Annotated in this window: 18 protein-coding genes, 1 pseudogene and 1 riboswitch; of the genes and pseudogenes, 17 read left to right on the top strand and 2 right to left on the bottom strand. The window is 57.9% G+C overall.

Annotation, left to right across the window (positions count from 1 at the left end):
- The first annotated feature begins 56 nt into the window (after positions 1-56).
- From glmU to ACJO3M_RS12015, 3 genes are all read left to right on the top strand, one after another.
- Complete coding sequence (glmU, locus tag ACJO3M_RS12025; protein WP_407001602.1) at positions 57-1,424, top strand: bifunctional UDP-N-acetylglucosamine diphosphorylase/glucosamine-1-phosphate N-acetyltransferase GlmU; 1,368 nt, start codon at positions 57-59, stop codon at positions 1,422-1,424.
- A gap of 43 nt (positions 1,425-1,467) precedes the next feature.
- The gene (glmS, locus tag ACJO3M_RS12020; protein WP_407001601.1) at positions 1,468-3,300 is read left to right on the top strand and encodes a glutamine--fructose-6-phosphate transaminase (isomerizing); all 1,833 of its coding nucleotides are present in this window, start codon (positions 1,468-1,470) and stop codon (positions 3,298-3,300) included.
- A gap of 99 nt (positions 3,301-3,399) precedes the next feature.
- Complete coding sequence (locus tag ACJO3M_RS12015; RefSeq protein ID WP_407001600.1) at positions 3,400-3,531, top strand: hypothetical protein; 132 nt, start codon at positions 3,400-3,402, stop codon at positions 3,529-3,531.
- On the opposite strand, the pseudogene ACJO3M_RS12010 reads toward ACJO3M_RS12015, so the two are convergent.
- A pseudogene (locus ACJO3M_RS12010) lies at positions 3,524-3,884 on the bottom strand (integrase core domain-containing protein); the annotation flags it as partial. The gene ACJO3M_RS12015 and the pseudogene ACJO3M_RS12010 sit on opposite strands and share 8 nt — an antisense overlap.
- Before the next feature lie 440 nt (positions 3,885-4,324).
- On the opposite strand from ACJO3M_RS12010, the gene ACJO3M_RS12005 reads away from it, so the two are divergent.
- The 11 genes from ACJO3M_RS12005 (at position 4,325) to ACJO3M_RS11955 (ending at position 18,466) form a co-directional block, all read left to right on the top strand.
- On the top strand, positions 4,325-4,618 hold the full coding sequence (locus tag ACJO3M_RS12005) for a helix-turn-helix domain-containing protein (RefSeq protein WP_407001599.1): 294 nt from the start codon (positions 4,325-4,327) through the stop codon (positions 4,616-4,618).
- On the top strand, positions 4,618-4,935 hold the full coding sequence (locus ACJO3M_RS12000; RefSeq protein ID WP_407001717.1) for a HipA N-terminal domain-containing protein: 318 nt from the start codon (positions 4,618-4,620) through the stop codon (positions 4,933-4,935). The genes ACJO3M_RS12005 and ACJO3M_RS12000 overlap by 1 nt, the downstream gene beginning before the upstream one ends.
- A gap of 115 nt (positions 4,936-5,050) precedes the next feature.
- On the top strand, positions 5,051-5,890 hold the full coding sequence (locus ACJO3M_RS11995) for a type II toxin-antitoxin system HipA family toxin (RefSeq protein ID WP_407001598.1): 840 nt from the start codon (positions 5,051-5,053) through the stop codon (positions 5,888-5,890).
- 210 nt (positions 5,891-6,100) lie between these two features.
- Positions 6,101-7,075, top strand: coding sequence for a helix-turn-helix transcriptional regulator (locus tag ACJO3M_RS11990; RefSeq protein ID WP_407001597.1), 975 nt, complete (start codon positions 6,101-6,103; stop codon positions 7,073-7,075).
- 113 nt (positions 7,076-7,188) lie between these two features.
- A complete protein-coding gene (locus tag ACJO3M_RS11985; protein ID WP_407001596.1) occupies positions 7,189-9,294 on the top strand; it encodes a TonB-dependent siderophore receptor in 2,106 nt (701 codons plus the stop codon).
- 186 nt (positions 9,295-9,480) lie between these two features.
- Positions 9,481-11,607 (top strand): TonB-dependent siderophore receptor, encoded by a 2,127-nt coding sequence (locus ACJO3M_RS11980; protein ID WP_407001595.1) that lies wholly within the window; start codon positions 9,481-9,483, stop codon positions 11,605-11,607.
- A gap of 133 nt (positions 11,608-11,740) precedes the next feature.
- Positions 11,741-11,840, top strand: a riboswitch (glycine riboswitch).
- 187 nt (positions 11,841-12,027) lie between these two features.
- Entirely contained in the window at positions 12,028-13,251 is a 1,224-nt protein-coding gene (locus ACJO3M_RS11975; RefSeq protein ID WP_407001716.1) for a D-amino acid dehydrogenase, read from the top strand.
- 310 nt (positions 13,252-13,561) lie between these two features.
- The gene (gene nhaB, locus ACJO3M_RS11970; protein ID WP_407001594.1) at positions 13,562-15,067 is read left to right on the top strand and encodes a sodium/proton antiporter NhaB; all 1,506 of its coding nucleotides are present in this window, start codon (positions 13,562-13,564) and stop codon (positions 15,065-15,067) included.
- 85 nt (positions 15,068-15,152) lie between these two features.
- On the top strand, positions 15,153-16,640 hold the full coding sequence (locus ACJO3M_RS11965; protein WP_407001593.1) for a SulP family inorganic anion transporter: 1,488 nt from the start codon (positions 15,153-15,155) through the stop codon (positions 16,638-16,640).
- 85 nt (positions 16,641-16,725) lie between these two features.
- The gene (locus tag ACJO3M_RS11960) at positions 16,726-17,577 is read left to right on the top strand and encodes a universal stress protein (RefSeq protein WP_407001592.1); all 852 of its coding nucleotides are present in this window, start codon (positions 16,726-16,728) and stop codon (positions 17,575-17,577) included.
- Between the two features lie 76 nt (positions 17,578-17,653).
- Entirely contained in the window at positions 17,654-18,466 is an 813-nt protein-coding gene (locus tag ACJO3M_RS11955) for a substrate-binding periplasmic protein (RefSeq protein WP_407001591.1), read from the top strand.
- Position 18,467: 1 nt separating this feature from the next.
- Here ACJO3M_RS11955 and ACJO3M_RS11950 read toward each other — a convergent pair whose 3' ends face one another.
- The gene (locus ACJO3M_RS11950; RefSeq protein ID WP_407001590.1) at positions 18,468-19,190 is read right to left on the bottom strand and encodes a DUF3047 domain-containing protein; all 723 of its coding nucleotides are present in this window, start codon (positions 19,188-19,190) and stop codon (positions 18,468-18,470) included.
- Positions 19,191-19,918: 728 nt separating this feature from the next.
- On the opposite strand from ACJO3M_RS11950, the gene ACJO3M_RS11945 reads away from it, so the two are divergent.
- The 3 genes from ACJO3M_RS11945 (at position 19,919) to ACJO3M_RS11935 (ending at position 25,730) form a co-directional block, all read left to right on the top strand.
- Positions 19,919-22,690: a ribonucleoside-diphosphate reductase subunit alpha gene (locus ACJO3M_RS11945; RefSeq protein WP_407001589.1), complete on the top strand. Its 2,772-nt coding sequence runs from the start codon at positions 19,919-19,921 to the stop codon at positions 22,688-22,690.
- A 62-nt stretch (positions 22,691-22,752) separates the two neighbouring features.
- Positions 22,753-23,811 (top strand): ribonucleotide-diphosphate reductase subunit beta, encoded by a 1,059-nt coding sequence (locus ACJO3M_RS11940; protein ID WP_407001588.1) that lies wholly within the window; start codon positions 22,753-22,755, stop codon positions 23,809-23,811.
- Positions 23,812-24,549: 738 nt separating this feature from the next.
- A protein-coding gene (locus ACJO3M_RS11935) for an IS3 family transposase (protein WP_407001579.1) occupies positions 24,550-25,730 on the top strand; the annotation gives its coding sequence in 2 pieces (ribosomal slippage) (positions 24,550-24,846 and positions 24,849-25,730; 1,179 coding nt in all).
- The last annotated feature ends 32 nt before the right edge of the window (positions 25,731-25,762 follow it).

Genomic DNA, 25,762 nt, shown 5'->3' with positions numbered 1-25,762 from the left:
ATGCGGTTTTTTCGTTTATATAAACAACCCGACCATTGACCGGGGGTTCCGTTGTTATGAGTCCGCTACACGTCGTTATCTTGGCTGCCGGCCAGGGTTCGAGAATGAAATCCGCACTGCCCAAGGTCCTTCACGCCGTGGCGGGTCGCCCCATGCTCCATCATGTCATCGCGACCGCGCGTCAGCTTGAGGCCGAGCAGATTCATGCGGTGATCGGCCATGGTGCGGATCAGGTCAGGGCGGCCACCACGGAACAACCGGTGAACTGGGTGCTGCAGCAGGAACAGCTGGGAACCGGCCACGCGGTGGCCCAGGCATTACCGGACCTGCCGGATGATGCCAGGGTACTGGTGCTCTACGGTGATGTACCGTTGACCGGCGCCGGTACGCTGGAGGCACTGGTGTCGCAGATCGATAACGACACCCTGGGCCTGCTGACGGTGACTCTGGAGAATCCCCAGGGGTATGGCCGGATTATCCGCGACGACGAGGGCAAGGTGACGTCCATCGTCGAACAAAAAGACGCCAGTGACGCCCAGCAGCAGATCCGTGAAGTTAACACCGGCATCCTGGCGGTATCGGCCCGGCGCCTGAAGGACTGGCTGCCCCAGCTCTCCAACCGCAACGCCCAGGGCGAGTACTACCTGACCGATATCATCGCCATGGCGGTGGAGCACGGCATGCAGGTCACGGTTTCACAGCCTGAGGACGCCTTCGAAGTGCAGGGGGTGAATAACCGTCTGCAACTGGCGGAACTGGAACGCTGGTTTCAGCGTCGGGAAGCTGAACGCCTGATGACAGAAGGCGCCACGCTCGCCGATCCCGCCCGCGTAGACGTTCGTGGCAATCTGACGATTGGCAACGACATCCTGATCGACGTCAACGTGGTGTTTGAAGGTGATGTGGAACTGGCGGACGGCGTCTCCATTGGTCCGGGCTGCGTTATCCGCGATGCGAAAATTGCCGCTGGCGCACAGATCAACGCCCATTCGGTGATTGAAGGCGCCGAGATTGGCGCCAACGCGCAGATAGGCCCGTTTGCCCGCCTTCGCCCAGGCACCCGCCTGGCCGACGACACCAAGGTGGGCAACTTCGTTGAGACCAAGAAGGCGGTTGTCGGCGAGGGCAGCAAGATCAACCACCTCAGTTATGTGGGCGATGCCTCACTGGGTCGTAATGTGAATGTGGGTGCAGGAACCATCACCTGCAATTATGATGGTGTGAATAAACATCAGACGGTGATCGGGGATGGTGTCTTTGTGGGCTCCAATACCTCCCTGGTGGCGCCGGTAACGGTTGCCGAAGGCGCCACCATCGGCGCGGGCTCCACCATTACCCGTGATGTGTCTGATCGCGAACTGGCGGTGGCCCGTGGTCGTCAGCGCAACATTGCAGACTGGGACCGGCCGGTCAAAAAGTCCTGACCGGTCCGGTAACACAGCGAATTTTCTGACAGGTGAGTAACACATGTGTGGCATTGTAGGTGCGGTATCGGAACGTGAGGTTCAGGGCATTCTTCTGGAAGGCCTGCGCCGGCTCGAGTACCGGGGATATGACTCCGCCGGCATGGCGGTCATGGATGGTGGCAATACCGTGCAGCGTGCCCGGGAAGTGGGCAAGGTCGCTGCTTTGGCGGACGCCATTGGTACAAATGCCCTGGAAGGCACCGTTGGTATTGCCCATACCCGTTGGGCAACCCACGGTGAACCGTCCCGCCTCAATGCCCACCCCCACATGTCCGGTGACCGGCTGGCCATAGTCCATAATGGTATTATCGAGAACTATCAGGACCTGCGGGATGAGCTCAGGGCCGAGGGTTTCGAGTTCACCTCCCAGACCGATACCGAAGTGGTCGCCCACCTGATCGAAAAGCACTACCGTGAGCAGCGTAATTTGCAGCACGCGGTTAAATCTGCCATTGGTCGCCTTCGTGGCGCCTATGCCCTGGCCGTGGTCCATGCCGATGAGCCCGACCACCTGGTGGTCTGTCGTGAAGGCAGCCCGTTGGTCATTGGCGTGGGCATTGGCGAGAACTTCATTGCCTCCGACCAGCTCGCGCTGCTACCGGTCACCGACCGTTTCATGTTCCTGGAAGAGGGCGATATCGCCGACATCCGCCGTGACCGGGTCGAGATTCATGACCGCGACGGCAGCCTCGTTGAGCGCCCGGTTACCCGCTTCGAGCATGGTGCGGATTCCGCCGACAAGGGCGAATACCGCCACTTCATGCTCAAGGAAATCCATGAGCAGCCGCGGGTGATCAAGGCCACCATGGAAGGCCGTCTGACCAATACGAACGTTCTCGAGCAGGCTCTGGGTACCTCCGCAGGCAAGCTGCTTGAAAACGTGGGCCATGTCCAGATCATTGCCTGTGGCACCAGCTACCACGCCGGTATGGTGGCGCGGTACTGGATCGAGGAACTGGCCGGCGTACCCTGTTCCGTTGAGGTGGCGTCCGAGTTCCGTTACCGCAAACACGTGATTCAGCCCGACACCCTGTTCCTGTGCATATCCCAGTCCGGTGAAACCGCGGATACCCTGGCCGCCCTGCGCCAGGCCAAGCAAGCGGGATTCCGCGCCGCGCTGGCCATTTGCAACGTGCCGGGCAGTTCCCTGGTACGGGAATCCGACCTGGTGATCATGACCCAGGCGGGCCCGGAGATTGGTGTCGCCTCCACCAAGGCGTTCACCACCCAGTTGACGGCATTGCTGATCTTTACCCTGGCACTGGCGCGTCACAATGGCCTGTCTGAAGTCGCCGAAGCAGAGATCGTGGAAGCCATTCACCTGTTGCCGGGCCAGGCTGATCAGGTACTGGCGCTGGATGCCGAAATTGCGGAGATGTCCCGGGCGTTCATGGACAAGAACCACAGCCTGTTCCTCGGCCGTGGCTCACAGTTCCCGGTGGCCCTGGAGGGTGCGCTGAAGCTGAAGGAAATCTCCTATATCCACGCCGAAGCCTACCCGGCCGGTGAGCTCAAGCACGGCCCGCTGGCGTTGGTGGACAGTGAAATGCCGGTGGTTACAGTGGCGCCCAACAACGACCTGGTTGAGAAACTGAAGTCCAACCTGGAAGAAGTCCGCGCCCGCGGTGGTGAACTGTTTGTATTCGCCGACAGGGCCGCCGACGTGAAGCCCCAGGACGGTATCCATGTAATGGAACTGCCCTCGGTTCACCCGATCACCGCCCCGATCGTCTACACCATTCCGCTCCAGTTGCTGTCCTATCATGTGGCAGTACTGAAGGGCACCGATGTGGATCAACCACGGAACCTGGCGAAGAGTGTGACGGTGGAATGACAACCGTAACCGCCAAAGGATGATTGTGGGTTCATAATAAAGCTGGTAACTGATGACCGATGTGTCAGAGTCAGGCTATTTCCTCGGGATTAATAGGGAATGGCCAGCTACAAGCTCGACAAGAAAACCGAAAAATGGATCAAAGAAGGGCGCGGCAAAGGTAGCGGTGAAGATTACCGTCCTTGGCTCACGGTACGAGATCTATCCTCGAAGGGGGTAGTGGTCAACTAATCCCGGACAGTATTTGAAGGTTTTCCTCAGCCGCAACGGGCGAAATACCGCCATTGCATGCATGAGGTCGTTGCCGTTCGTAGTAGTCCATTAGATAACCACCCACATCTTTCTTGGCCTCGGGCAGGTTCCGATATCCCAAGGCCGGTATCCACTCAGATTTCAGACTCCGGAACAGTCTCTCCATCGGTGCGTTGTCCCAGCAGTTCCCTCGTCGGCTCATGCTTTGTGTCATTCGATAGCGCCAGAGCCTTGACCACCAGATCTGCATCCGGACTGGATGACATCGCCCAACCAGCAACGCGGCAAGCATACAGATCCAGCACGACAGCCAGATAACTCCACCGCTGGCCTGCTTGTAAGCGTGAGGGCCTGGCTGCTTGCAGATCAGCCCAAGCTCGCTCATTAAGCGTCGAACCTTGCAGCGGGCTTCCAACTCCTGAATCCGGCGCTGCTCCGGGGTTAAAGCCTTACCCTTCGGGGTGACACCCTCACGCTCCTCGGTCAGCTGTTTGAACTCAGGAGAAAAAGAACCTCACATCAACCCGGGGCCGTATGGGGATCAAGCGAGTTTCCGGGTCACAAAGAGCCAGACTAAGAGGGTAGAACCCCGGAGAGCTTCTAGAATGTCGAGTGCGGCGAACTTTCACACGCCTGCACACTAAAGTGCAAAAAAAGCCACTTTTAACCACTAAAAACCACTTTAACAATGACAGTGGCGGATCTGAGCACTATACTGTTTTTAATGTGTTAATTAATTGGTTTTTAATCAGTAAAGTGAGTAGGGCCGGTTATGAAATCAAAGCAGGGTCTTCTGGAAGCCTTGAATGAAGAAATCCAGCGATTGCAGGCATTGGCGAAACAAATTGAGTCTTCTGATGAACCGGATTTAAGGCCAGTATCTGAACTGGCAGACATCATGAAGTCTCGCAGGGATTCGCTTACGTTAAGCTCAGGAGAAGTGGGCGACCTCTCTGGTGTTTCGGGCACAACAGTTAGAGCTATGGAGAAAGGTGGAAACCCAACAATTAAGAGCCTTCAGGCCGTTGGGAAGGTACTTAATTTCAAGCTTTGGATTGAAGTGTGATGCGAGCACAAGTGAAGATGTATGGAGTACTGGCAGGCATACTGGAACGCAGCGGAAGCACCGTTACTTTCCAGTATGACAAACGCTACCTGCAACTCCGTCAGCCTCCGTTGAGTCTAAGCCTACCATTGCGAAAAGAACCTTTTGTATCTGAGGGACTTCCAGCCTTCTTCAGCGGACTGGTAAGTGAAGGCTGGTTGAAGCGGGTACAGGCCAGAGAACAACGCATAGACCCTGAAGACAACTTTTCGCTGCTGGTACACAACGGCGAAGATCTCCCTGGAGCCGTGACCATTGAACTGCTTGATATGCCTTAAAACTCTGCCAGAGACAGCTACATCGTCATACCATGGTTACTGCTTGGATCGAATGTTCGGAAGCCATAAGCTGAGTCTTGAGCTGGCGGAAAGCCGTAGCGACCTGGTGACCTCAATGCCGAAGAAAACACATGGTTTCTCCATCAGTGGCGTGCAGATGAAAGCGCAACTGAAAATTGAGAAGGGCGAGTTGAAGCTTGTCGACCATGGAGGGCAGTTCATCATGAAGCCCTCGCCGGAAGAATACCCGAACGTTGCCGAGAATGAGCACGCCACGCTCATCCTGATGAGAAAAGTCGGCTTCCCAGTACCTCCTTGCGGCCTGCTGAAACTAAAAGACGAGCACCTGGTCTTTGTCATCCGGCGCTATGACCGGGACTTCGAGACTGGCGAGAAAATCCATCAGGAAGATGCGATGCAGGCGTTGGGCATAACAAATTCCGATTCGTCGCAGAAATACACTGCCGCTAGCTATCAGAGGGTAGTAGAACTGGTCGTTGAGCATGCGGGTGTGGCTGTGGCAGCGGAACTGCTCGAACGCATTGCCTTCAGCTATTTAGTAGGCAACGACGACCATCATCTGAAAAATATCAGCTTCCTGTTTGATCCAGTCTTCAAAATGACACCTTGCTATGATGTGTTGGCCTCTACGCTATACGGGGCCTCAAGCATAGAGAGCCCGTTAGCGCTTCCTATGCTTGATGAGGGAGAGCCGAAGTATTACCGAACCATGGGCAACGGCTTTTACGCTGGTTCGGATTTCCTGGAGCTCGGAATCAAAGCCGGCATGCCTGAAAAAGCGGTTAAGAAACGACTTCACGCGCTGACAAATAAGGTTCGTAAAGAGGCGAGCGGGATAATTAACGCCTCATACATGCCAGAGGGCATGAAAGCGGACTACCTTGATCTCGTAATGCAAAGGCTCTCGTTTATGGACGTGATGCAGGTCGAATGACGCACAAAAATAGTATCTGTCGTGTTGTGGACCGGGGTAAGTCCATTTTGTGGTTACCCAAGTCCTCAAAAACAGGGGCTGAAGAGAAGTATAGTTACCAACTTTTTATGATCCCACAATGATAATAGCTCTCATTATTGTTGAGGCTGTCCAAAGCGCCTGATATTCTGGCCTTCGTTAAGACCCGCTAATAACGGAGGCCAGATTTCCTTGCCGGAACTTCACGGCTCTTCCCCACATCGTCCGTTTTCCGCCCATGATTTCCTGAGTTTTGGCCGGGATTACGGCATTGATTACCAGTTTCCCAACTTGTTGGGTCTGGGCGCTCGGTCGCTTAACCAGCCAGTCGCCAAAGGGCTGGTTAACGAAATCGTGCTGCCATCCGGGTTCCGGCTGACCAATTCCGATCTGGACGTGTTACAGCCTTACGAGTCGCTGTCGCTGGGGCATTCGCCGCTGTTGATCGTCGTGGTATTACAGGGGCGTATCAGTCTCGAAGCGGGGGGCTGGCAAAGTGAGTTGCATCCCGGCATGGCGCTGAGCCTTCAGCTTGGTCCGAACCACCCGCTCCATGCCGTGCAGTTGCCGGGCCAGCGCCTGAAAACCGTCACCCTGGCACTGGACTCGCGCCATCTTGCGGGCCCCAGCCCCCACAATGCGCTCCTGACCGAGCTGCTGGACACCTCGCAGCAACCGGTTTACTCCTGGCGGGTACCGTCAAGCCTGCTCAATGTGCTGAAACAACATATTGAAACCTCATTGCCTGACTTGCAGAGAAAACTTCTGCTGGAGGGCATTGCCCTGCAGCTGATGGCGCTGGGTTTGCCTGGTCATGATATCCGGGAGCCGAGGCACGCCGGGGTATCCCGACAGGATATCCGGCGCCTGGAATCGATACGTAGCCTGCTTGAATATGCGCCAGCCGAGGACTATTCCCTGGGCGATCTTGCTCACCGGGCCGCCATGAGCACCAGTAGCCTGCGTTATAAGTTCCGGCGGGTTTATGGCCAGACGGTGTTTGAGCACCTCCGGAGCTGTCGCCTGGAACTCGCCAAGCGTTGCCTGGAAGAGGGGTACACCGTACAGCAGTCGGCGCACCGGGCCGGTTACCGCCATGCCACCAACTTTGCGACAGCCTTCCGTAAACAGTTCGGTGTTTCACCCAGCGATTTAAGTTCCTCCTGAATCACCTGTTTGGCATTCCGCATACAGGTTCCGGCACTTCCCATACCTGTAGTGCAGGTTAAAGTAGAATAATTCTCATTCCCAAATTCAGATGTACGATTGAGGTTTCATCCATGTTCCAACGCTCCAGGCTGCCATTGGCGGTGGCCCTGACTATTGCCGGCCTGACATCACCCGTATCCGCCTCGGAAACCGACCAACAGAATGACACGACGGTACTGGAAGGGCTGGACGTTATTGCGACTCGCGGTGCAACCAAAACCGAAACACCCTATGTTGAAACGCCCCAGGCCATTTCCGTGATCGATCGCGAGGAATGGGAGCGCAAAGGCGCAAAGACGGTCCAGCGGGCGGCAGATTATACCCCGGGCGTGTCCACGAACCAGGTGGGCGCCTCCAATCGCTATGACTACCTGATTCTTCGCGGTTTTTCTGACGGCAGCATCAATAACACCTACCTTGATGGCCTCAAGGTTATGAGTGATGCCGGCGCCTATAGCTCGTTCGCCATTGATCCCTGGTTCCTGGAGCGCATCGAAATCGTCAAGGGACCAACGTCGGTGCTCTATGGTCAGGGCTCACCGGGTGGTCTGGTCGCCATGACCAGCAAGCGGCCCGAATTTCAGCAGGGTGGAGAAGTACGGGCCAGTGTTGGCAATAACGCCCAGCGCAGCATCGCTTTTGATGTCACCGGCCCCATGGATGAAGAAAAGCGGGTGGCCTACCGCCTGACAGGCATTATGTCCGCATCCGATACTCAGTTCGATCATGTGGAAGAGGAGCGTCGCGCCATCGCCCCGTCGCTGACCTGGGACATGACCGACGACACCAGCCTGACCCTGCTGGCCTATCTCCAGAAAGATCCCGAGGGCGGATACCACAGCGGCCTGCCGTATGAGGGCACGGTCGAATCCCGCAACGGCCAGAAAATCGATAATACCTTCTTCGAGGGTGAACCCGATTACGACCGTTTCCGCCGTGACATGTACATGCTCGGTTACGAGCTGGAGCACCAATTCAACAACGCCTGGACCGGTCGGCAGAACGTTCGCTATCTGGAATCCGACGTGGAGCTGCAACAGGTGTATGCCTTTGGCTGGGCCAACGATACCGAGCTGGCCCGCTTTTACTCGGGCGGTGACGAGGACCTGGAAGCGCTCACGGTGGATAACCAGCTGCAGGCCGAGCTGATCAGCGGGCCGGTTGACCACACCGTGCTGATTGGCGTTGACTACCAGCAGCGTGAAAATGACGTGGTCTGGCCGTCAGGCGCGTTCCCGAACATTGATGCATTCAACCCTGAATACGGTGCCGAACCGACTGCCATGTACCCGCCGGTACGTAACCTCCGGGAACAGAAACAGACCGGCGTGTATCTGCAGGATCAACTGGCCATGGGCGGCTGGCGCCTGACCCTGGGCGGTCGCCACGACTGGGTGGAAATAGACAACACCAACCGGGATTCCGGCGTTGTTGCCACACTGGATGACACCCAGTTCAGCGGTCGTGCGGGACTGCTCTACCTGTTCGATAATGGCATTGCTCCCTACGTGTCCTACTCGACGTCGTTCTCACCCAGTGCCTTCACGGATGAAAACGGTGATCTGCTAGATCCCAGCGAAGGCAAGCAGATCGAGACCGGGCTGAAGTACCAGCCTGCGGGCACGCTAGACCAGTACACCCTGTCTCTGTTCCGCATCAAACAGGAAAACCTGGCCACCAAGCTGCCCCAGGACACTTTCTATCGCGGTATAGGTGAAATCCAGTCCCAGGGTGTGGAACTGGAAGCCAAGGCCCAGATCACCAACAACCTGAACGTACAGGCGGGCTATGCCTACACCGATGTCACCTTTGAGAAATCGGAAGCCTATCGCCAGGGCAACACCGCCAGCCAGGTACCTGAGCACCAGCTGACCCTGTGGACTGGCTATCGCTTTAACGACGGTGTGCTTGATGGCGCCAATGCGGGGCTGGGTATTCGTTATGCAGCGGATATCTACGCCGACGACGCCAACACCGAAAAAGTGCCGGACTACACCCTGGTGGACCTGGCGTTGGGGTATGACCTCGGCAAGCTGGGCCTGGAAGGTGTCAGTACCCAGCTCAATGTGCACAACCTGCTGGACAAGGAATACGTGGCCTCCTGTTACAACAGCTTGGAGTTCTGCTACTTCGGCGCCGAGCGTAATGTAACGGCGTCCGTCTCCTACCGGTTCTGATCACACCGAACGGACGTCAGCGAAATCGCTGAGATGTCCAGGGCGTTCATGGATGAGCGCCCCTTCCTTCCTCACCACACGAGAATTATCGACGCAACGGGGTATCACCTGAAAAAACAGGGCTTTTATGTTTTAGGCGTAAATGCGAATATAAAAGATTATCATTTACCAAAAGGACTGGTTGATATGATGCCTCAGAAACATAACCCTCACGCCCTGTTCACGCCCCGGACCGTCGCTCTCGCTGCCCTGGCACTGATGCCAACACTGCCGGTAACTGCGCAGGCGGACCCCGGGCAGCCCGACGCTTTCGATGACCCGGTCATGCTCCAGGCGATTGAGGTCACTGGCAGAGAGGGCAGGACCGACTTTGTGGAAACCACCTTTTCTGCCACCAAGACGGAAACCCATGTCCTGGACATTCCACAGTCGGTCGGCATAACGACCAAGGAAGTCATCGAGGAACAGAACCTGGTGCAGCTCAACGACGTGGCGCCCTATGTGGCCGGGGTTAATGAGTTCTCGGTCTACGACGATATAACCATTCGGGGGTTTCGTAACCAGGACGACCGGCGGGTTAACGGTCTTCGGGTCTACAATAATTTCTGGTCTCAGCCCTACATTGCCAATGTCGAGCGGGTGGAGGTGATCAAGGGGCCGTCGGCCGTGCTCTACGGCCAGGCCAGCCCTGGCGGTGTGATCAACATTGTCACCAAGAAGCCGCTGGCAGAGAGCCGTCATGAACTGCGGGCAGACCTGGGAACGTTCGGATCGGGTGACAACCAAGGCCTTGTTGCCTTCGACACGACAGGCCCCGTTAACGAAAGTGGCTCCTTCCTGTACCGCTTCAATACGTCGACATGGGACAACGATTCATTCAGAACGGCTGTCTTTGACAAGGGTTACAGCGTCTCGCCCTCGCTGTCATGGGTTCCCAGCGAAGACACCCGGGTAAACCTGGAACTGAGTTACACCAACCGCGAGACAGTGCTGGACCGCGGCCAGCCGAATCTCGCCGACTCTGACTCCCTGGGCGCGGTGCCGATTGACGTGTCGGTGACCCAGCCCGGGGACGGGCTCGACTTCCGGGACTATACGGCTGCGGTGTCACTGGACCAGGCGCTGTCGGACAATTGGCGCCTGGCGGCGGCGTTCCAATACCATCATTATGATGAGGATCTCAGCGAGCACCGCACGGGCAACAGTTTGCCGTCCGGCAGCGAATACAACGTCAAGTACGGTGATCGTGACACCGAAGCAGAGACCCTCAGCGGTACTGTCTATGCCACTGGCAGGTTCAACACGGGCAACGTATCCCACAGGCTCGTGGTTGGCGCCGACGCGCTGAGTCAGGAGGATGAGTCCCGGCACCGGAGTGCCAGCGACGTATTCGTTTTCGACGTTCTCAATCCCAGGAATATCCGCCGGCCGGTGGACAGCTACACCCTGACCGAGTCTTCGGGAAGTCCCTGGGGGGCAGACAACTGGCGTACCGGCATTTTCCTGCAGGATCAGATTACCCTGGGCGACTGGGACTTGCTGGCCGGCCTTCGCTATTCCAGTTTCAGCACCGAGCCCGTGGGTGGTGACAGGAATTCAGACAGTGATCTGGCCCCCCGGCTCGGGGTGGTATACCGCCATACTGAAAGTCTGAGCTTCTACGGCACCTACGCTGAGGGCTTCGAGCCTAATTTCGGCTATACCAAACAGGAGGGCGGTCCTTTCGATCCGACCACCAGCCGCTTGTACGAGATTGGCGCCAAGCAGCTGGCATTCGGTGGTGATCTGCTGTTCACCGCAGCGCTGTATCACATCATCAACGACGACATCGTGACCCCGGCTGACATAACCGGCAATATCGAACTGATGCGCCAGCGCGGCCAGGAGCAGGCCAGTGGCCTGGAGCTGGAAGTGGTAGGCAACGTCAGCGAGCGCCTGTCTGTCATTGCCAACTATGCCTATAACGACGCTGAAATCACCGAAGACGAGGTCTCCGAAAATGTCGGCAAGACCAAGGAAGGGGCGCCACGTCACGCAGCCACCCTGTGGGGCAAGTACCGGTTGGGTAGCGGCTTTGCCGTTGGCGCCGGCGCGGAGTACGTTGGTGAACGGAAAACATTCGAGGACGGCTTTACTCTGCCCGACTACACGCTTTTTAACGCTGGCGCCTTCTACCGGGCGGGCGATCTGGACGTTTCCCTGCTGGGCAAAAACCTGACAGACGAAGAGCACTGGACGGGTGGGTACTACCCTGGCCGCGTATACCCCGGCAATCCGCTGAAGGTTACCCTTTCCGCCCGCTACACTTTCTGACGTCATTTCATCGTTTCCGCGGTAATGCCAGGCAGCGGCGGGTGGCGAAGCCAAACGGTTGTGACCGGGGTCAGTGTCACGAAAAGGAGTTATTTGCTATGGTGCGAGGCAGACTGGTGTAAACAGTAGACCAGACATGTCAGCGGGAGAGACCGAATCGCACAACCGATGCGCCCGGCGCCGAAGGAGCAACTGCCCCGGAAACTCTCAGGCAAAAGGACCGCTGACATGATGACTTTCCGAAGAGCTGTCGACGACCGCGTCAGTCGGCACACCGAAGGAGCAAGCCGCCGGTTTCGCTGAAACGGCGTGTGAATCTCTCAGGTTCCGAGACGGAAGGGGTGCTTGCTACCCTCTGGGTAGGAAGGAATCCCTTGACGCCTCGTGGAAAATGCCCTGGAGAGCTCCATGAAGAATGCCATGAAGAGAATTGCGGTTATTGGCGGTGGTATCACCGGTATTACCACGGCTTACACGCTGGCCAAGCGCGGCCTGGATGTGACCGTTTACGAAAAGCACCGTTACGCGGCGATGGAAACCTCCTTTGCCAACGGTGGCCAGCTGTCAGCCTCCAATGCGGAGGTCTGGAATAACTGGCAGACGGTGATCAAGGGCATCAAGTGGATGTCCCGCCGGGATGCGCCGCTGCTGGTTAATCCCAAACCGTCCTGGCACAAGCTGAGCTGGTTTGCCGAGTTCATCGCGGCGATTCCCCAGTACGAAAAGAACACCACCGAAACCGCCCGTCTGGCGATCGCCGCCCGTGAGCATCTGTTTAACTGGGCTCAGGAAGAAGGCATCGATTTCGACCTGAAGAAACAGGGCATCCTGCACATCTATCGGGACAAGGCCGGCTTCGACCACGCGGCGAATGTCTCGAAACTGCTGGCCGCCGGTGGTCTGGAGCGTCGGGCGGTGACGCCGGACGAAATGCGTGCGATTGAGCCGACGCTGGCGGGAAGCTACTACGGCGGTTTCTATACCGAAAGCGACTCCACCGGTGATATCCACAAGTTCACCAACGGCCTGGCCGAAGCGATCCTGCGCCTTGGGGTCAGGACCTGCTACGAACACACCGTTACCGAGCTCAGCGCTGACCAGAACCACGCCTGGGTGACGGCCTACGATGGCGAACAGCAACACCGTGACACCTTTGATGGCGTGGTGATTTGTGCCGGCGTTGGCAGCCGGGCGCTGGCGGCAAAGCTGGGCGACCGGGTCAACATCTATCCGGTCAAAGGCTACTCCATCACCGTTGAGCTCGACGACGAGGACTCCCGGAAATCAGCGCCGACCGTCAGCCTGCTGGACGATGCCACCAAGATCGTCACCAGCCGGCTCGGCGACGGCCGCTTTCGTGTTGCGGGTACCGCAGAATTCAGTGGCTACAATCGCGATATCCGCGATGACCGGATTCAGCCGCTTACCCGCTGGGTGGAGCAGTGTTTCCCGGGGGTCTGTACCCGACGTGTGGTGCCGTGGGCGGGGCTGCGTCCCATGCTGCCCAACATGATGCCGCGAGTCGGGGCGGGGCGCCTTCCCACGGTGTTCTACAACACCGGCCATGGCCATCTGGGCTGGACCTTGTCGGCGATTACCGCCGAGATGCTGGCGGATTCCGTTGAGGCGGCGTCTTCAGCCTGATCCTGACCGAGGAGCGGCATGGGGTAAGCGACAATGGTGGCTCATTTTCTTACCCTCTGTTCATTTTTCTGGTACCATTCGCGCCCCTAAAACACGCGCACCCGGAAACCTGTTCCATGCCCGCCCCCGACAAACGCTTTCTGATGATCACTCCGCCCTAGCATTCGGCTGACCTGTGCTGCTGGTTAACTACGACCAATGGTGGGGATTTTTACCACCTGTGGCTGACTGACCGGTACACAAATATCAAGGAAGATGCGACTTGCCTGTCGCATTATTGTTATCGCCCGATCACTCAGAAGATTTTGTAATGCCCAACTCGGTCATCTCAGGTTTTACCCACAACTTTCTCGGCAAGGCGCCTGTCTGGTACAAGCAGGTCATTCTGCTGTTCCTGATCATCAACCCCATCGTGTTGTATGTGTTTGGTCCCGGCGTCACAGGCTGGCTGCTGATCGGTGAGTTCATCTTTACCCTGGCCATGGCGCTGAAGTGTTACCCGCTGCTGCCCGGTGGCCTGCTGGCGGTGGAAGCTCTGCTGATCGGCCTTACCACGCCTGATGCAGTGTATATGGAAGTACTCACTAACTTCCCCGTCATCCTGCTGCTGATGTTCATGGTGGCCGGCATCTACTTCATGAAGGAGTTGTTGCTGGTGACCTTCACCCAGATCCTAGTGGGTGTTCGTTCCAAGTCGGCGCTGTCGCTGCTGTTCTGTGCCGCCGCCGCGCTGCTGTCGGCCTTCCTGGATGCGCTGACCGTGACGGCGGTGATTATCAGCGTGGCGGTGGGTTTTTTCTCGGTGTACCACAAGGTGGCGTCGGGCAAGGGTTACCAGCACAAGGATCACAACGCCAACAGCGATGACGACGTCATCGAACTGCACCGGGAAGACCTGGAGAATTTCCGGGCGTTCCTGCGTAGCCTGTTGATGCACGGTGCCATCGGTACCGCGCTGGGTGGCGTGGCCACCATGGTGGGTGAGCCCCAGAACCTGCTGATCGCCAAGGTGGTGGGCTGGGATTTTGCCAGCTTTTTCCTGCACATGGCGCCGGTCAGTATCCCGGTGCTGTTTGCTGGCCTGACCACCTGTTGGCTGCTGGAGAAGCTGCGCTGGTTCGGTTACGGCGGTCGCCTGCCGAAGCCGGTGCGCCGTGTACTGGAAGAGTTTGCCGATAACGAGCGCAACAAGCGCACCAAGGCCGATCAGGCCGCCCTGTGGATTCAGGCTTTCGCGGCGCTGGTTCTGGTGGTGGGGCTGGCGTTCCATCTGGCGGAAGTGGGGCTGATCGGCCTGCTGGTGATTATCCTGATCACCTCGTTCACCGGCATTACCGATGAACACCAGATCGGCAAGGCATTCCAGGAGTCCCTGCCGTTCACCTCGCTGCTGGTGGTGTTCTTTGCCATCGTCGCGGTGATCCACGAACAGCACCTGTTCAAACCCATTATCGAGTATGTCCTGTCACTGCCGATAGAGCAGCAGCCGGGCATGTTCTTTATCGCCAACGGCCTGCTCTCATTGATCAGTGACAACGTCTTCGTTGCCACCGTGTACATCAGCGAGATCAAGCAGGCACTGGATGCGGGTAGCATCAGCTACGACCACTTCCAGACCCTGGCCATTGCCATCAACACCGGTACCAACCTGCCGAGTGTGGCAACCCCCAACGGACAGGCCGCGTTCCTGTTCCTGCTGACTTCCGCCATTGCTCCCCTGGTCCGGCTTTCCTACGGCCGCATGGTGATCATGGCCTTCCCTTATACCATCGTTATGGGCGCCGTCGGCCTGTACATGGTCATTAATCACATCTGAACATTGCGGCTTTACACTCCCCGTCGGGCTTTTGGCCGGGCGGGGATGCTGTCGTTCTGCAGTCTTGAATTAACCGGAAACGTTTATGATCAAATCGTTAAAAGACAATTGGCTCTCTAACGTTCGCGGTGACCTGCTGGCAGGCATCGTGGTGGCGCTGGCGCTGATTCCCGAGGCCATCGCCTTCTCCATCATTGCGGAGGTGGACCCCAAGGTCGGGCTATACGCCTCCTTCTGTATTGCGGTCATCATCGCCTTCGTGGGCGGCCGCCCGGGCATGATCTCCGCCGCTACCGGCGCCATGGCGCTGCTGATGGTCACCCTGGTGAAAGAACACGGCCTGGAATACCTGTTGGCCGCCACCCTGCTGACCGGTGTGTTTCAGATCGGCGCTGGTTACCTCAAACTGGGTGGACTGATGCGGTTTGTGTCCCGCTCGGTGGTGACCGGTTTCGTCAACGCTCTGGCGATCCTGATCTTCATGGCCCAGTTGCCGGAGCTGACCAACGTGACCTGGCACGTGTACGCCATGACCGCCGCTGGCCTGGGCATTATCTACCTGTTCCCGTTGATTCCGAAGGTTGGCAGAATCCTGCCGTCTCCGCTGATCTGTATTGTCGGCCTGACCGCCGTAGCGATGTACCTTGACCTGGATATCCGCACCGTCGGCGATATGGGCGAGCTGCCGGACACCCTGCCGATCTTCCTGTGGCCGGATGTGCCACTGAACCTGGAAACCCTGATGATTATTCTGCCATATTCCGTGGCGCTGGCCGTGGTCGGTCTGCTGGAATCAATGATGACCGCCACCATCGTGGACGATCTCACCGATACCAGCAGCGATCGCAACCGCGAGTGCAAGGGCCAGGGCATCGCCAACATCGGTTCCGGCCTGCTCGGCGGTATGGCGGGCTGCGCGATGATTGGTCAGTCCATCATCAACATCAAGTCCGGTGGCCGTACCCGCCTGTCCACGCTGACCGCCGGTGTTTTCCTGCTGGTAATGGTGCTGGTGCTTGACGTCTGGCTGGTCCAGATCCCCATGGCCGCGCTGGTGGCCGTGATGATCATGGTCTCCATCGGTACCTTCTCCTGGGATTCCATCCGCAACCTCAAAGAGCACCCGCTGTCCACCAACATCGTGATGGTGGTGACGGTGATTGTCGTGGTCGCCACCCACAACCTGGCGTTCGGTGTGCTGGCTGGTGTCTTGCTTGCGGCGCTGTTCTTCGCCAACAAGATTGGCCACTTCATGATTGTCAGTTCCGATCTGGACGAAGCCAGTGAAACCCGCACCTACCGTGTCGTTGGCCAGGTGTTCTTCAGCTCCTCCGAGAAATTCACCGCCTCATTCGACTTCAAGGAAGCGGTGGATAAGGTGGTGATCGACCTCAGCCGTGCCCACTTCTGGGATATTACCGCTGTAGGCGCCCTCGACAAGGTGGTGATCAAGTTCCGGCGTGAAGGTGCGGATGTTGAGATTATCGGCCTTAACGAAGCCAGCGCCACCATCGTTGATCGTTTCGGCGTGCACGACAAACCGGATGCGGTTGACCAGCTGATGGGGCACTGATATGACTACTGATCATACTCAAGGCCGCGCTGATGCAAATCCGCATAATGACAATAAAGAGTCGAACCAAGGTAGCGAGGTAACGATGACCCGGATCGTAGGTTGTATTGATGGTTCCAGGGCGGCACTGGCCGTGTGTGATTATGCGGCGTGGGCCAGCCAGCGTATGGAAACACCGCTGACGCTGTTTCACGTGTTGGATGAGGAGCGCTACCCGGCAGAGACTGACCTGGCGGGCAGCATTGGCCTGGGTAGCCGGGAACACCTGATGGAGGAACTGGCGGAACTGGACGAGAAGCGCAGTAAGCTGGCCCTAGAGCAGGGCCATCACATGCTTAACGCCGCCGAAGAGCGGGTGAAGTCCCGTGGCGTTGAGGATGTGATCAAGCGCCAGCGCCACGGTGACCTGACGGACTCCCTGCTGGCGATTGAAAACGAGACCCGCCTGCTGGTGATGGGCCTGCACGGCGAAACCAGTACCGAACGTGATGTACACATCGGCAGCCAGCTGGAAACCGTGATCCGCAGCGTACACCGTCCGATTATGCTGGTGCCCGATAATTTCTCCGAGCCGCGCAGCGCGATGCTGGCGTTCGACGGTTCCGCCACTGCGTTCAAGGGTATCGAACTGCTGGCCAACAGCCCGGTGTTCAGGGGCTTTCCCCTGCACCTGGTGATGATCGGCCCGGATACCAACGATCGCTGGGAACAGCTCAAGAAAGCCGAGCGTATGCTGGCGGACCTGGGGTGTGAAGTGCATCTGGCCATTCGTGCCGGCGATGTGGAGAAAACCCTGCACGCCTATCAGGAGGAGCACGATATCGACCTGCTGGTGATGGGCGCCTATGGCCATTCCCGCATTCGTCAGTTCCTGGTGGGCAGTACCACCACCAACATGCTCAAGACCGCCGAGAAGCCCCTGGTTATCCTGCGCTAGGGGTGGGTGAGAGCGACGTGCATAATCGCTGCGCTCTGTTAGTCTTTAATGAGACCGCAACAAAACGATGAAGGCTATGGGCAGACGGTGTTTTCGGTTTTACAGGGCGTGGGCACTGGCTACCATGCTGGCCGCTGCGGGGCTGATGGTAGCGGGGCCTGCCCAGGCCGATGGCGACCGCCCGGTGCTGAGAATTGCCTACGCTGAATTCCCGCCCATTGAATACCGTAATGCCGATGGCGAAGCGGATGGCCTGTTCATTGATCTGACCCGCAAAGTGGCGGAGGAAGCCGGTTACACGCCGGATTTTATCTATCTGCCGGTGAGCCGGATCTATCTTTACATGCAAAACGGAAACATCGATGTCTGGCCCGGCATGACCGGTATTCCGTCCCTCAAGGATGCGGTGCTGGAAACCTGGGTCAGTCCGATCCCGGTGCAACTCAGCGCCTGGTACGTGGAGGGCACGCCACCGCTGACCCACCTGGACGACCTTAACGGCAAGACACTGATTGTGATTGGCGGCTACACCTATGGCGGCCTGCTGGGCAGGCTGGAAGCCTTCGATAACATAGAGATAACCGAAGCGCCCAACCACCGCTCAGGTATCGATATGTTAAAGCGTAACCGCGGCGACTATCTGCTCGACTACCGGCAGCCCGTGCGGGAAATTCTCACGCATCCTTCGGATCGGATGCTCAGGGATTCCGAAGTCAGAACCCGCAACGGCGCCTGGATCTTCTCCCTGGCCAACCCGAGGGCTGCCATCCTGCGTGAGGAATTCGACGATGCCTACCTGCGGCTGGTGGAGCGGGGTGAAGTTCCACCGGCGCGAGAGCTGAACAAGGGCTTTTTCATACCCGGTTACCCGGAAGATCTGCTGCAGTAACTCACTGACTTAATTTCAGGTCGCCATACCAGGCGGTAGCCGATTCCCCGGTGTTGTCGGAATCCGACATGATGGCCACGCCCCTCAGACGCGGGGGCTCGTCACCGAACGCTGCCCGGTAATCCGCCACGATATCCCGCTCCACGGTTACCCATTCGCCGGCCTTCTCCTCACCGGAAGTGACCGCAATCATCATGGTTTCCTCGGCGTAAGGGTTGGCTACGGTTTCCCCCTTTGCAAGCTGGTTGGCCCAGATGTAGTTGATGGCGTTGCCCGGGAGCTCTTCGCCAAACAGGGCTTCCACGGTCTTGCGTTTGGCACGCTCGAACCAGCCGGCCTTGTCCGGTTCGAACTCGAACGCCACATAGATGCGGGCAGGGTAGTCGTCCCCGGACTTCTTGCGGGCATCCCCTTTTTCAAAGGTGTTGGATACCTTCCACCGCCAACGCAGAACCAGCGAATCCCCGGGGTCGACATCCAGGCGGGCAATCAGGCCTGAGGCACTGTTACGGGTTTGGGCCTCGATCACCTGGGTGCCGTCTTCCTCAATCAGTCGGTAGGTGGTGTAGCGATCGATTTTCGGGAATTCCAGTGGCTCCCAGCCATCGTCCAGCTGATCCATTTGCGAGAACGGCTTGATGGTGGTGCCCGCAACCACGACCCCGCTGGCGACCAGTAGTGCCGTGCCCAGAAACAGCGACTTCAGTGAATCCGGTTTTTTCATAGTAGCGTCCATTGATGAATCCGATGACTGTGTGGTTGACCGCGACCGTCATAAAAAGTGCCTTGTTGCCGTGGCATTTCGTGTATATAGTGTCCCTATCCTTGGTCATATACCAGATATAGTGTTTATTTTCTAAACACTTCGACGGTATCGGGAATCCGGTGAGACTCCGGAACTGACGCGCAGCGGTATTGGGGAACAAGCGTGGCACCATGACACTGGCAAGGAGCCCCTGGTTACCTCCTGAATCGCCTCTGCGTGCTCTGAAAGCTGCAGATGTAAGGCGCGGCTCGCCGCCAATGGCCCAAGCCCTTGGCAAGAGTCGCAACACAGCATGTGCAGCTTTCAGAGCGCGCCCTTTGGGGCTTTCAGAGCGATTCACAATCGGCGTTGCGACTTTTTGAAAGGCCCCGGCCTTACTGCAAAGTCGCGCCTTGACTGTGAATCGCTCTGAAAGCCAGAGGCGACTCAGGAGGTAACCAGGGGCTCCAAGCCGGGAAGTCGCCACGCAAGGCCGAACCACACGGTTCACGCCCCTGAGTCCGAAGACCTGCCAGGGAAAACAACTGCACCTTCGCGTTCAAGGTGAGCAGGACCGGATCAGGTACATACCCGTGGCCCCGTAGGTCGGATTAGCACAGCGTAATCCGACATCATTGGCTGCCGCCTCCCCGATTCTCTGCCTACGCGAAGGACATGGAAACCAACGCGTATTCAGGAGAACCGACATGTCCACCGCCACTGCGGCCCACCCCCCGGCCGATGCTTCCCAACCAGACGATACCGCTTCCCTTCAGGTAATTAAACGCAACGGCACCCTCGTTGGATTCAATCCAGCGAAAATCAGCGTGGCCGTCACCAAGGCATTCCTGGCGGTGGAAGGCGATAAAGCCGCCGGCTCCGCCCACATCCATGATGCCGTCCAGCGGGTCACCGAGCAGGTCATACACGCCATCAGCCGGCGCCTGAAAGCCGGTGGCAAAGTGCATATCGAAGACATCCAGGACCAGGTGGAACTGGCGTTGATGCGGGCCGAAGAGCAAAAGGTTGCCCGCGCCTACGTGCTGTACCGGGAAGAACACGCCCGCGAACGGGCTCTTCATTCACCGATGGAAGCCCACCCGCACCTGACCGTCAAACAGGCCAATGGCGACACCGTGCCGCTGGACCTGGGCCTGATGAAGCTTCAGGTAGAGCAGGCCGCCGCCGGGCTGGAAGGCATTGATGGCGAATCCCTGGTGGAAGACGCCCTGCGCAATCTCTATGACGGCATCGGCGAGGAAGACGTGCTGTCGGCACTGGTGATGACCGCCCGTGGTCGCATCGAACAGGAGCCGGACTACAGCGCGGTCACCGCCCGCCTCCTGCTGGAACAACTACGCATGGAAACCGCCACGGCACTGGACCTGCCCCGCAGCCTGCCGCTGGCGGAGATATATCCCCAGGCCCTGAGCGCCTTTATCGAAGCCGGCATTCAGTACGAATTGCTGGACGAGGCCCTGGCCACTTTCGATCTGGAGCGCCTGGGCGCCGCTATCAAGCCGGAACAGGATCTGCAATTCGGCTTCCTCGGCCTGCAGACCCTGTACGACCGCTACTTCCTGCACTGGAACGGCGCCCGCCTGGAGCTGCCCCAGGTGTTCTTCATGCGCGTGGCCATGGGCCTGGCGCTGCGGGAAGACAACCCCAACGAACGCGCCATCGAGTTCTACAACCTGCTGTCGTCCTTCGACTACATGGCGTCCACACCGACGCTGTTCAACAGCGGTACCCGCCATTCCCAGCTGTCCTCCTGCTACCTCACCACCGTGGGTGACGACCTGGAAGGCATCTACGGCGCCATCCGCGACAACGCCATGCTGTCCAAATGGGCCGGCGGCCTGGGCAACGACTGGACGCCGGTGCGCGCGCTGGGCTCCCACATCAAGGGCACCAACGGCCAGAGCCAGGGCGTGGTGCCATTCCTGAAAGTGGTGAATGACACCGCCGTGGCGGTGAACCAGGGCGGCAAGCGCAAGGGCGCGGTGTGCGCCTACCTGGAAAGCTGGCACCTGGACATCGAGGAATTCCTGGAACTGCGCAAGAACACCGGCGATGAACGCCGCCGCACCCACGACATGAACACCGCCAACTGGGTGCCGGACTTGCTGATCGAACGCATGCGCGAAGACCGCGACTGGACGCTGTTCTCCCCCAGCGACGTGCCGGACCTGCACGACCTGTATGGCAACGCCTTCCGTGAACGCTACGAGCATTACGAGGCGCTGGCGGAGCAGGGCAAGATCAAACTGTCCAAGAAAATCCCTGCCAAACAGCTCTGGCGCAAGATGCTCACCGTGCTGTTCGAGACCGGCCACCCGTGGATCACTTTCAAGGACCCGTGCAACCTGCGTTCTCCGCAACAGCACCAGGGCGTGGTGCACAGCTCCAATCTGTGCACTGAAATCACCCTCAACACCAGCGCCGACGAAATCGCCGTGTGCAACCTGGGCTCGGTGAACCTGGCGGCCCATATCCGCGATGGTGAGCTGGACGTACAACGTTTGGAGCGTACCGTAGCCACCGCCGTGCGCATGCTCGATAACGTCATCGACATCAACTACTACGCTGTACCCCAGGCCAGAAACTCCAACCTGAAGCATCGCCCGGTCGGCCTTGGCCTGATGGGCTTTCAGGACGCGCTGTATCAACTCGGTCTGCCGTACACCAGCCCGGAGGCGGTAGAATTTGCCGATGTCGCCATGGAACAGCTCAGCTACTTCGCCATCCGCGCCTCGGCCACCCTGGCCGGCGAACGGGGCGCCTATGAAACCTACGAAGGCTCCCTGTGGCACCAGGGCACCCTGCCCATCGACTCCATCAGCCTGCTGAAGGAAGCCCGGCGCGAAGGCGACCTGTCCGTGAACACCAACGTCCGGCTGGACTGGACCCCGGTGCGGGAGCTGATCGCGAAGAACGGCATGCGCAACAGCAACGTCATGGCGATTGCCCCCACAGCGACCATTTCCAACATCGTGGGTGTGTCCCAGTCCATCGAACCGGCGTACCAGAACCTGTTCGTGAAATCGAACCTCTCCGGCGAGTTCACCGTGGTCAACCCGTCATTGGTGCGGGACCTCAAGGCCGAAGGCCTGTGGGACAACGTGATGGTCAACGACCTGAAATACTTCGACGGCAGCGTGCAACAGATTGACCGCATTCCGAATGAACTCAAGGCCCGCTACGCCACCGCGTTCGAGATCGACCCCCGATGGCTGGTGGAAGCCGCCTCGCGCCGCCAGAAATGGCTCGACCAGGCCCAGAGCCTGAATCTCTACATGGCCGAACCCAGCGGCAAGAAGCTGGACGCCCTGTACCAACTGGCCTGGGAACGCGGCCTGAAAACCACCTACTACCTGCGCTCGCTGGGCGCTACCGGCGCCGAGAAATCCGCCCCGGTCGCCGCGCCGCAACCCCAGGTATGCAGCATCGACGAGCCCGACTGCGAAGCCTGCCAATAAACCGTAGGTCGGATTAGCAAAGCGTAATCCGACTTCCCAATGAATTTGTACGAGGCATAACCATGCTCAACTGGGACGACGAACCAAATAACCAAACCAAACCGGCAACCCCCGAAGGCCCGGCCCCCGTCAACGTCGACGACAAACGCGTCATCAACGGCGAAACCGACATCAACCAGCTGGCGCCGTTCAAGTACCCCTGGGCCTGGGAGTACTTCATGAACGCCAACAAAAACCACTGGACCCCGCTGGACGTCAACATGGCCCAGGACGTCCACGACTACCACCACCGCCTGACTGCACCGGAGAAGCACGTGTACGAAAACGTGCTGGCGTATCTCACCACCTCCGACATCCTGGCCATGCGCAACATCGGCCTGGCGGTGATGGAGAAAATGAGCGCCCCGGAACTGCAGATCTACCAGGCCCGCCAGGTGTACGAAGAGGCCATGCACACCTGGGCCTACCAGCACTGCATCGAAACCCTCAACCTGGACCAGAGCGAAATCTACAACCGCTACCGCGTGGTGCCCGCCATTAACGGCAAGATCCAGATGGCCAACCGTCGCCTGGACGCTGCCATGCGCTCCGACATGAACCTGCGCAACAAGGACGACCTGCAGGAGTTCGTCATGTCTTACCTGTTCTTCGCAGCGGTGTTCGAAGGCGCCTGGTTCTACAACGGCTTCAGCCCCATCTTCGCCCTGCAGCGCCGCGGCCTGATGCGCGGCACCGGCGAACAGCTGCAATACATCCTGCGGGACGAAGCCATGCATTTCTCCTTCGGTCTGAAAGTGGTCAACCAGATCCTGGAAGAAGAAAACATCACCCTGGACCCGAAAGCCGTCAGAGACATGTGGGACGAATCCGAAGCCGCAGAAACCGCCTACGCCGACTACATTCTGCGGGACCCGATTCTGGGCTACTCCGCCGAGTACCACAGCGAACAGTTCCGCTTCGTGGCTAACCGCAGGGCCAGAACCGTGGGCCTGGAAGAACCGTTCCCGGGGGCGAAGAACGTCTCGCCCTGGCTCGATGAGCAGGCCACCATGCGCAAGGAGAAGAACTTCTTTGAAACGCGGGTGATTGAGTACCAGACCGGGGCGCAGTTGGAGTGGTAGATCGCGCGGGAAATTGAATGGAAAAACGGTCATTGCGACCATGAACTGGGCACAACTTTGTTTATGAGTAAATTAACTCATGAATTCATGTGCTTACAGATGGTTCCGAAATTTGGGATAGTAGGCGTAATGATCGTTTTTGCATTGTGGTTTTAAGGGCTTAATGCACGGAACTGATTGACGGGACTGGATTTTCTGCCTAGTTTTGAGGGATTGTTGAATTGAGATATGAGTCAGTGGAAAAGTGATCATTCAGACTCATATACAAATGTTAGGCATTTTATGGAAGTATCGAAGCTCAGCATCTGGGCTCTTTTAACGCTCCCGTTTTATCGTTCAGTTACTTGGCAAGAGTCACTTTCTGAGCTTGGTAGTCGTGGCCTCCCAAACCTTCTTGTCCGGCTTGTCTGGATACTTTTGTTTCCTTTCGTGGCGTTTTCCCGGACCGATGATGACTACGCAATTATGGATGTGGCCCCGGATTTAGGTGACTGCATTTGGTCTCTTGGCACTTTTTCATTGCTTGCGGGATTTGTGACATTGCCAATATTTGCAGTAATCGACGGTATTCCTACCTGGCTTTCTGGCCTACTTATCGCAGGCTGGCCAGTGTGCAAGTTTCTTTCGATACCGTTTACCAGGAGGAACCTTTGATGCCTAACAAGTCGGTCAACCGGACGCTGGACTTCCCCCAGTGTAGTGGACACGCATCGATAACTCCGCAATAGGAGAAAACCGATGCCGGAGATGATCACGGGGAAGAAAACTCAGCAGTACAGCACTGAGTTCAAAGTCAAAGCGGTGGAGTGGAGTCACCAGGCCCACCGAAGTGTCAAAAGCGTAGCCGAAGCGCTGGATATCCACCCCTTCATGCTGTCACGCTGGCGCAAGGAATACCATGAAGGAAAGTTCGCCATGAAACGGGTCAAGAAAGCGCCAGCCGAGGCCAAGCAGAAGATCCAGGAACAGGACGAGGTTGCCCGCCTGAAACGCCGGATATCGGAGCTTCAGGAGGAAAACGACATTCTAAAAAAGTTTCAACGTTTTCAGGCCGAGGAACGACGGAAGCGTTCCGATTCGTCTGGAAACACCGACGGGAACACGGAGTAAAGGCCCTGTGTCGGCACCTGGAGATCTCACGATCGGGCTACTACGCCTGGGCAAACCGGAAGCCCAGTCAACGAGCCGCTGAGAATGCGGAGTTGCTGTTGAAGATCCGCCGCATCTACAACGAGAGCAAAGGCCGATACGGCAGTCCTCGGGTTTACCAGGCGCTTCGACGTGAGGGCGTTGAAGTGGGTGAAAATCGAGTGGCCAAGCTGATGCAGGAATGGGGCATGAAAGCTCGAGTAGCCCGTGTATACCGGCGTTTGACGAAGCTGCGTGATGACTTGAAAGCCTTGCCGAATCATCGTCTGAATGCCGAGAAGCCCGTCACGGTAAACCAGCAATGGAGCAGCGATGTCACCTACATCAAGCTGGGCAAGAAATACGTGTTCCTGGCGGTGGTGCTGGACTTGTTTTCACGGAGAATCATCAGTTGGCGACTGGGAGAGAATCTGAATGCAGACTTCGCCAGGGCCACGCTCAGGGAGGCCTTCAAAACCCGAAAACCGGCTTCAGACCTGTTATTTCATACCGACCGAGGCATCGAGTATCGGGCTCATAAAACACAGGCTCTGCTGAATCGGCATCAGGTGCGCCACAGCATGAATCGCCCTGGGCAGTGTACTGACAACGCGGAGGTGGAGTCCTTCTTCAAGACGTTGAAGGGAGAATTGCTACACGCCACCAGCTTTGTGACGCTGAGACAGTTACGAAAGCATATAAGTGACTATATTGAAGACTTCTATAATAGCCACCGGCTGCACAGTGGCCTTGGCTACCGGACTCCGCTAGAGTTCGAAGGAATTAGCTGATGGCGCGTGTCCGATTTATTGGGGGAAGTCCA

It is taken from the genome of Marinobacter alkalisoli, assembly GCF_045449795.1.
Lineage (GTDB): Bacteria > Pseudomonadota > Gammaproteobacteria > Pseudomonadales > Oleiphilaceae > Marinobacter.
This window is presented reverse-complemented; position numbering and strand designations above follow the sequence as displayed.

Excerpts from the sequence above, each read along its gene's own strand:
- glmU (WP_407001602.1), top strand. The coding sequence starts at position 57 with ATGAGTCCGCTACACGTCGTTATCTTGGCTGCCGGCCAGGGTTCGAGA.
- glmS (WP_407001601.1), top strand. The coding sequence starts at position 1,468 with ATGTGTGGCATTGTAGGTGCGGTATCGGAACGTGAGGTTCAGGGCATT.
- ACJO3M_RS12015 (WP_407001600.1), top strand. The coding sequence starts at position 3,400 with ATGGCCAGCTACAAGCTCGACAAGAAAACCGAAAAATGGATCAAAGAA.
- ACJO3M_RS12005 (WP_407001599.1), top strand. The coding sequence starts at position 4,325 with ATGAAATCAAAGCAGGGTCTTCTGGAAGCCTTGAATGAAGAAATCCAG.
- ACJO3M_RS12000 (WP_407001717.1), top strand. The coding sequence starts at position 4,618 with ATGCGAGCACAAGTGAAGATGTATGGAGTACTGGCAGGCATACTGGAA.
- ACJO3M_RS11995 (WP_407001598.1), top strand. The coding sequence starts at position 5,051 with ATGCCGAAGAAAACACATGGTTTCTCCATCAGTGGCGTGCAGATGAAA.
- ACJO3M_RS11985 (WP_407001596.1), top strand. The coding sequence starts at position 7,189 with ATGTTCCAACGCTCCAGGCTGCCATTGGCGGTGGCCCTGACTATTGCC.
- ACJO3M_RS11980 (WP_407001595.1), top strand. The coding sequence starts at position 9,481 with ATGATGCCTCAGAAACATAACCCTCACGCCCTGTTCACGCCCCGGACC.
- ACJO3M_RS11975 (WP_407001716.1), top strand. The coding sequence starts at position 12,028 with ATGAAGAGAATTGCGGTTATTGGCGGTGGTATCACCGGTATTACCACG.
- nhaB (WP_407001594.1), top strand. The coding sequence starts at position 13,562 with ATGCCCAACTCGGTCATCTCAGGTTTTACCCACAACTTTCTCGGCAAG.
- ACJO3M_RS11965 (WP_407001593.1), top strand. The coding sequence starts at position 15,153 with ATGATCAAATCGTTAAAAGACAATTGGCTCTCTAACGTTCGCGGTGAC.
- ACJO3M_RS11960 (WP_407001592.1), top strand. The coding sequence starts at position 16,726 with ATGACCCGGATCGTAGGTTGTATTGATGGTTCCAGGGCGGCACTGGCC.
- ACJO3M_RS11955 (WP_407001591.1), top strand. The coding sequence starts at position 17,654 with ATGGGCAGACGGTGTTTTCGGTTTTACAGGGCGTGGGCACTGGCTACC.
- ACJO3M_RS11950 (WP_407001590.1), bottom strand. The coding sequence starts at position 19,190 with ATGAAAAAACCGGATTCACTGAAGTCGCTGTTTCTGGGCACGGCACTA.
- ACJO3M_RS11945 (WP_407001589.1), top strand. The coding sequence starts at position 19,919 with ATGTCCACCGCCACTGCGGCCCACCCCCCGGCCGATGCTTCCCAACCA.
- ACJO3M_RS11940 (WP_407001588.1), top strand. The coding sequence starts at position 22,753 with ATGCTCAACTGGGACGACGAACCAAATAACCAAACCAAACCGGCAACC.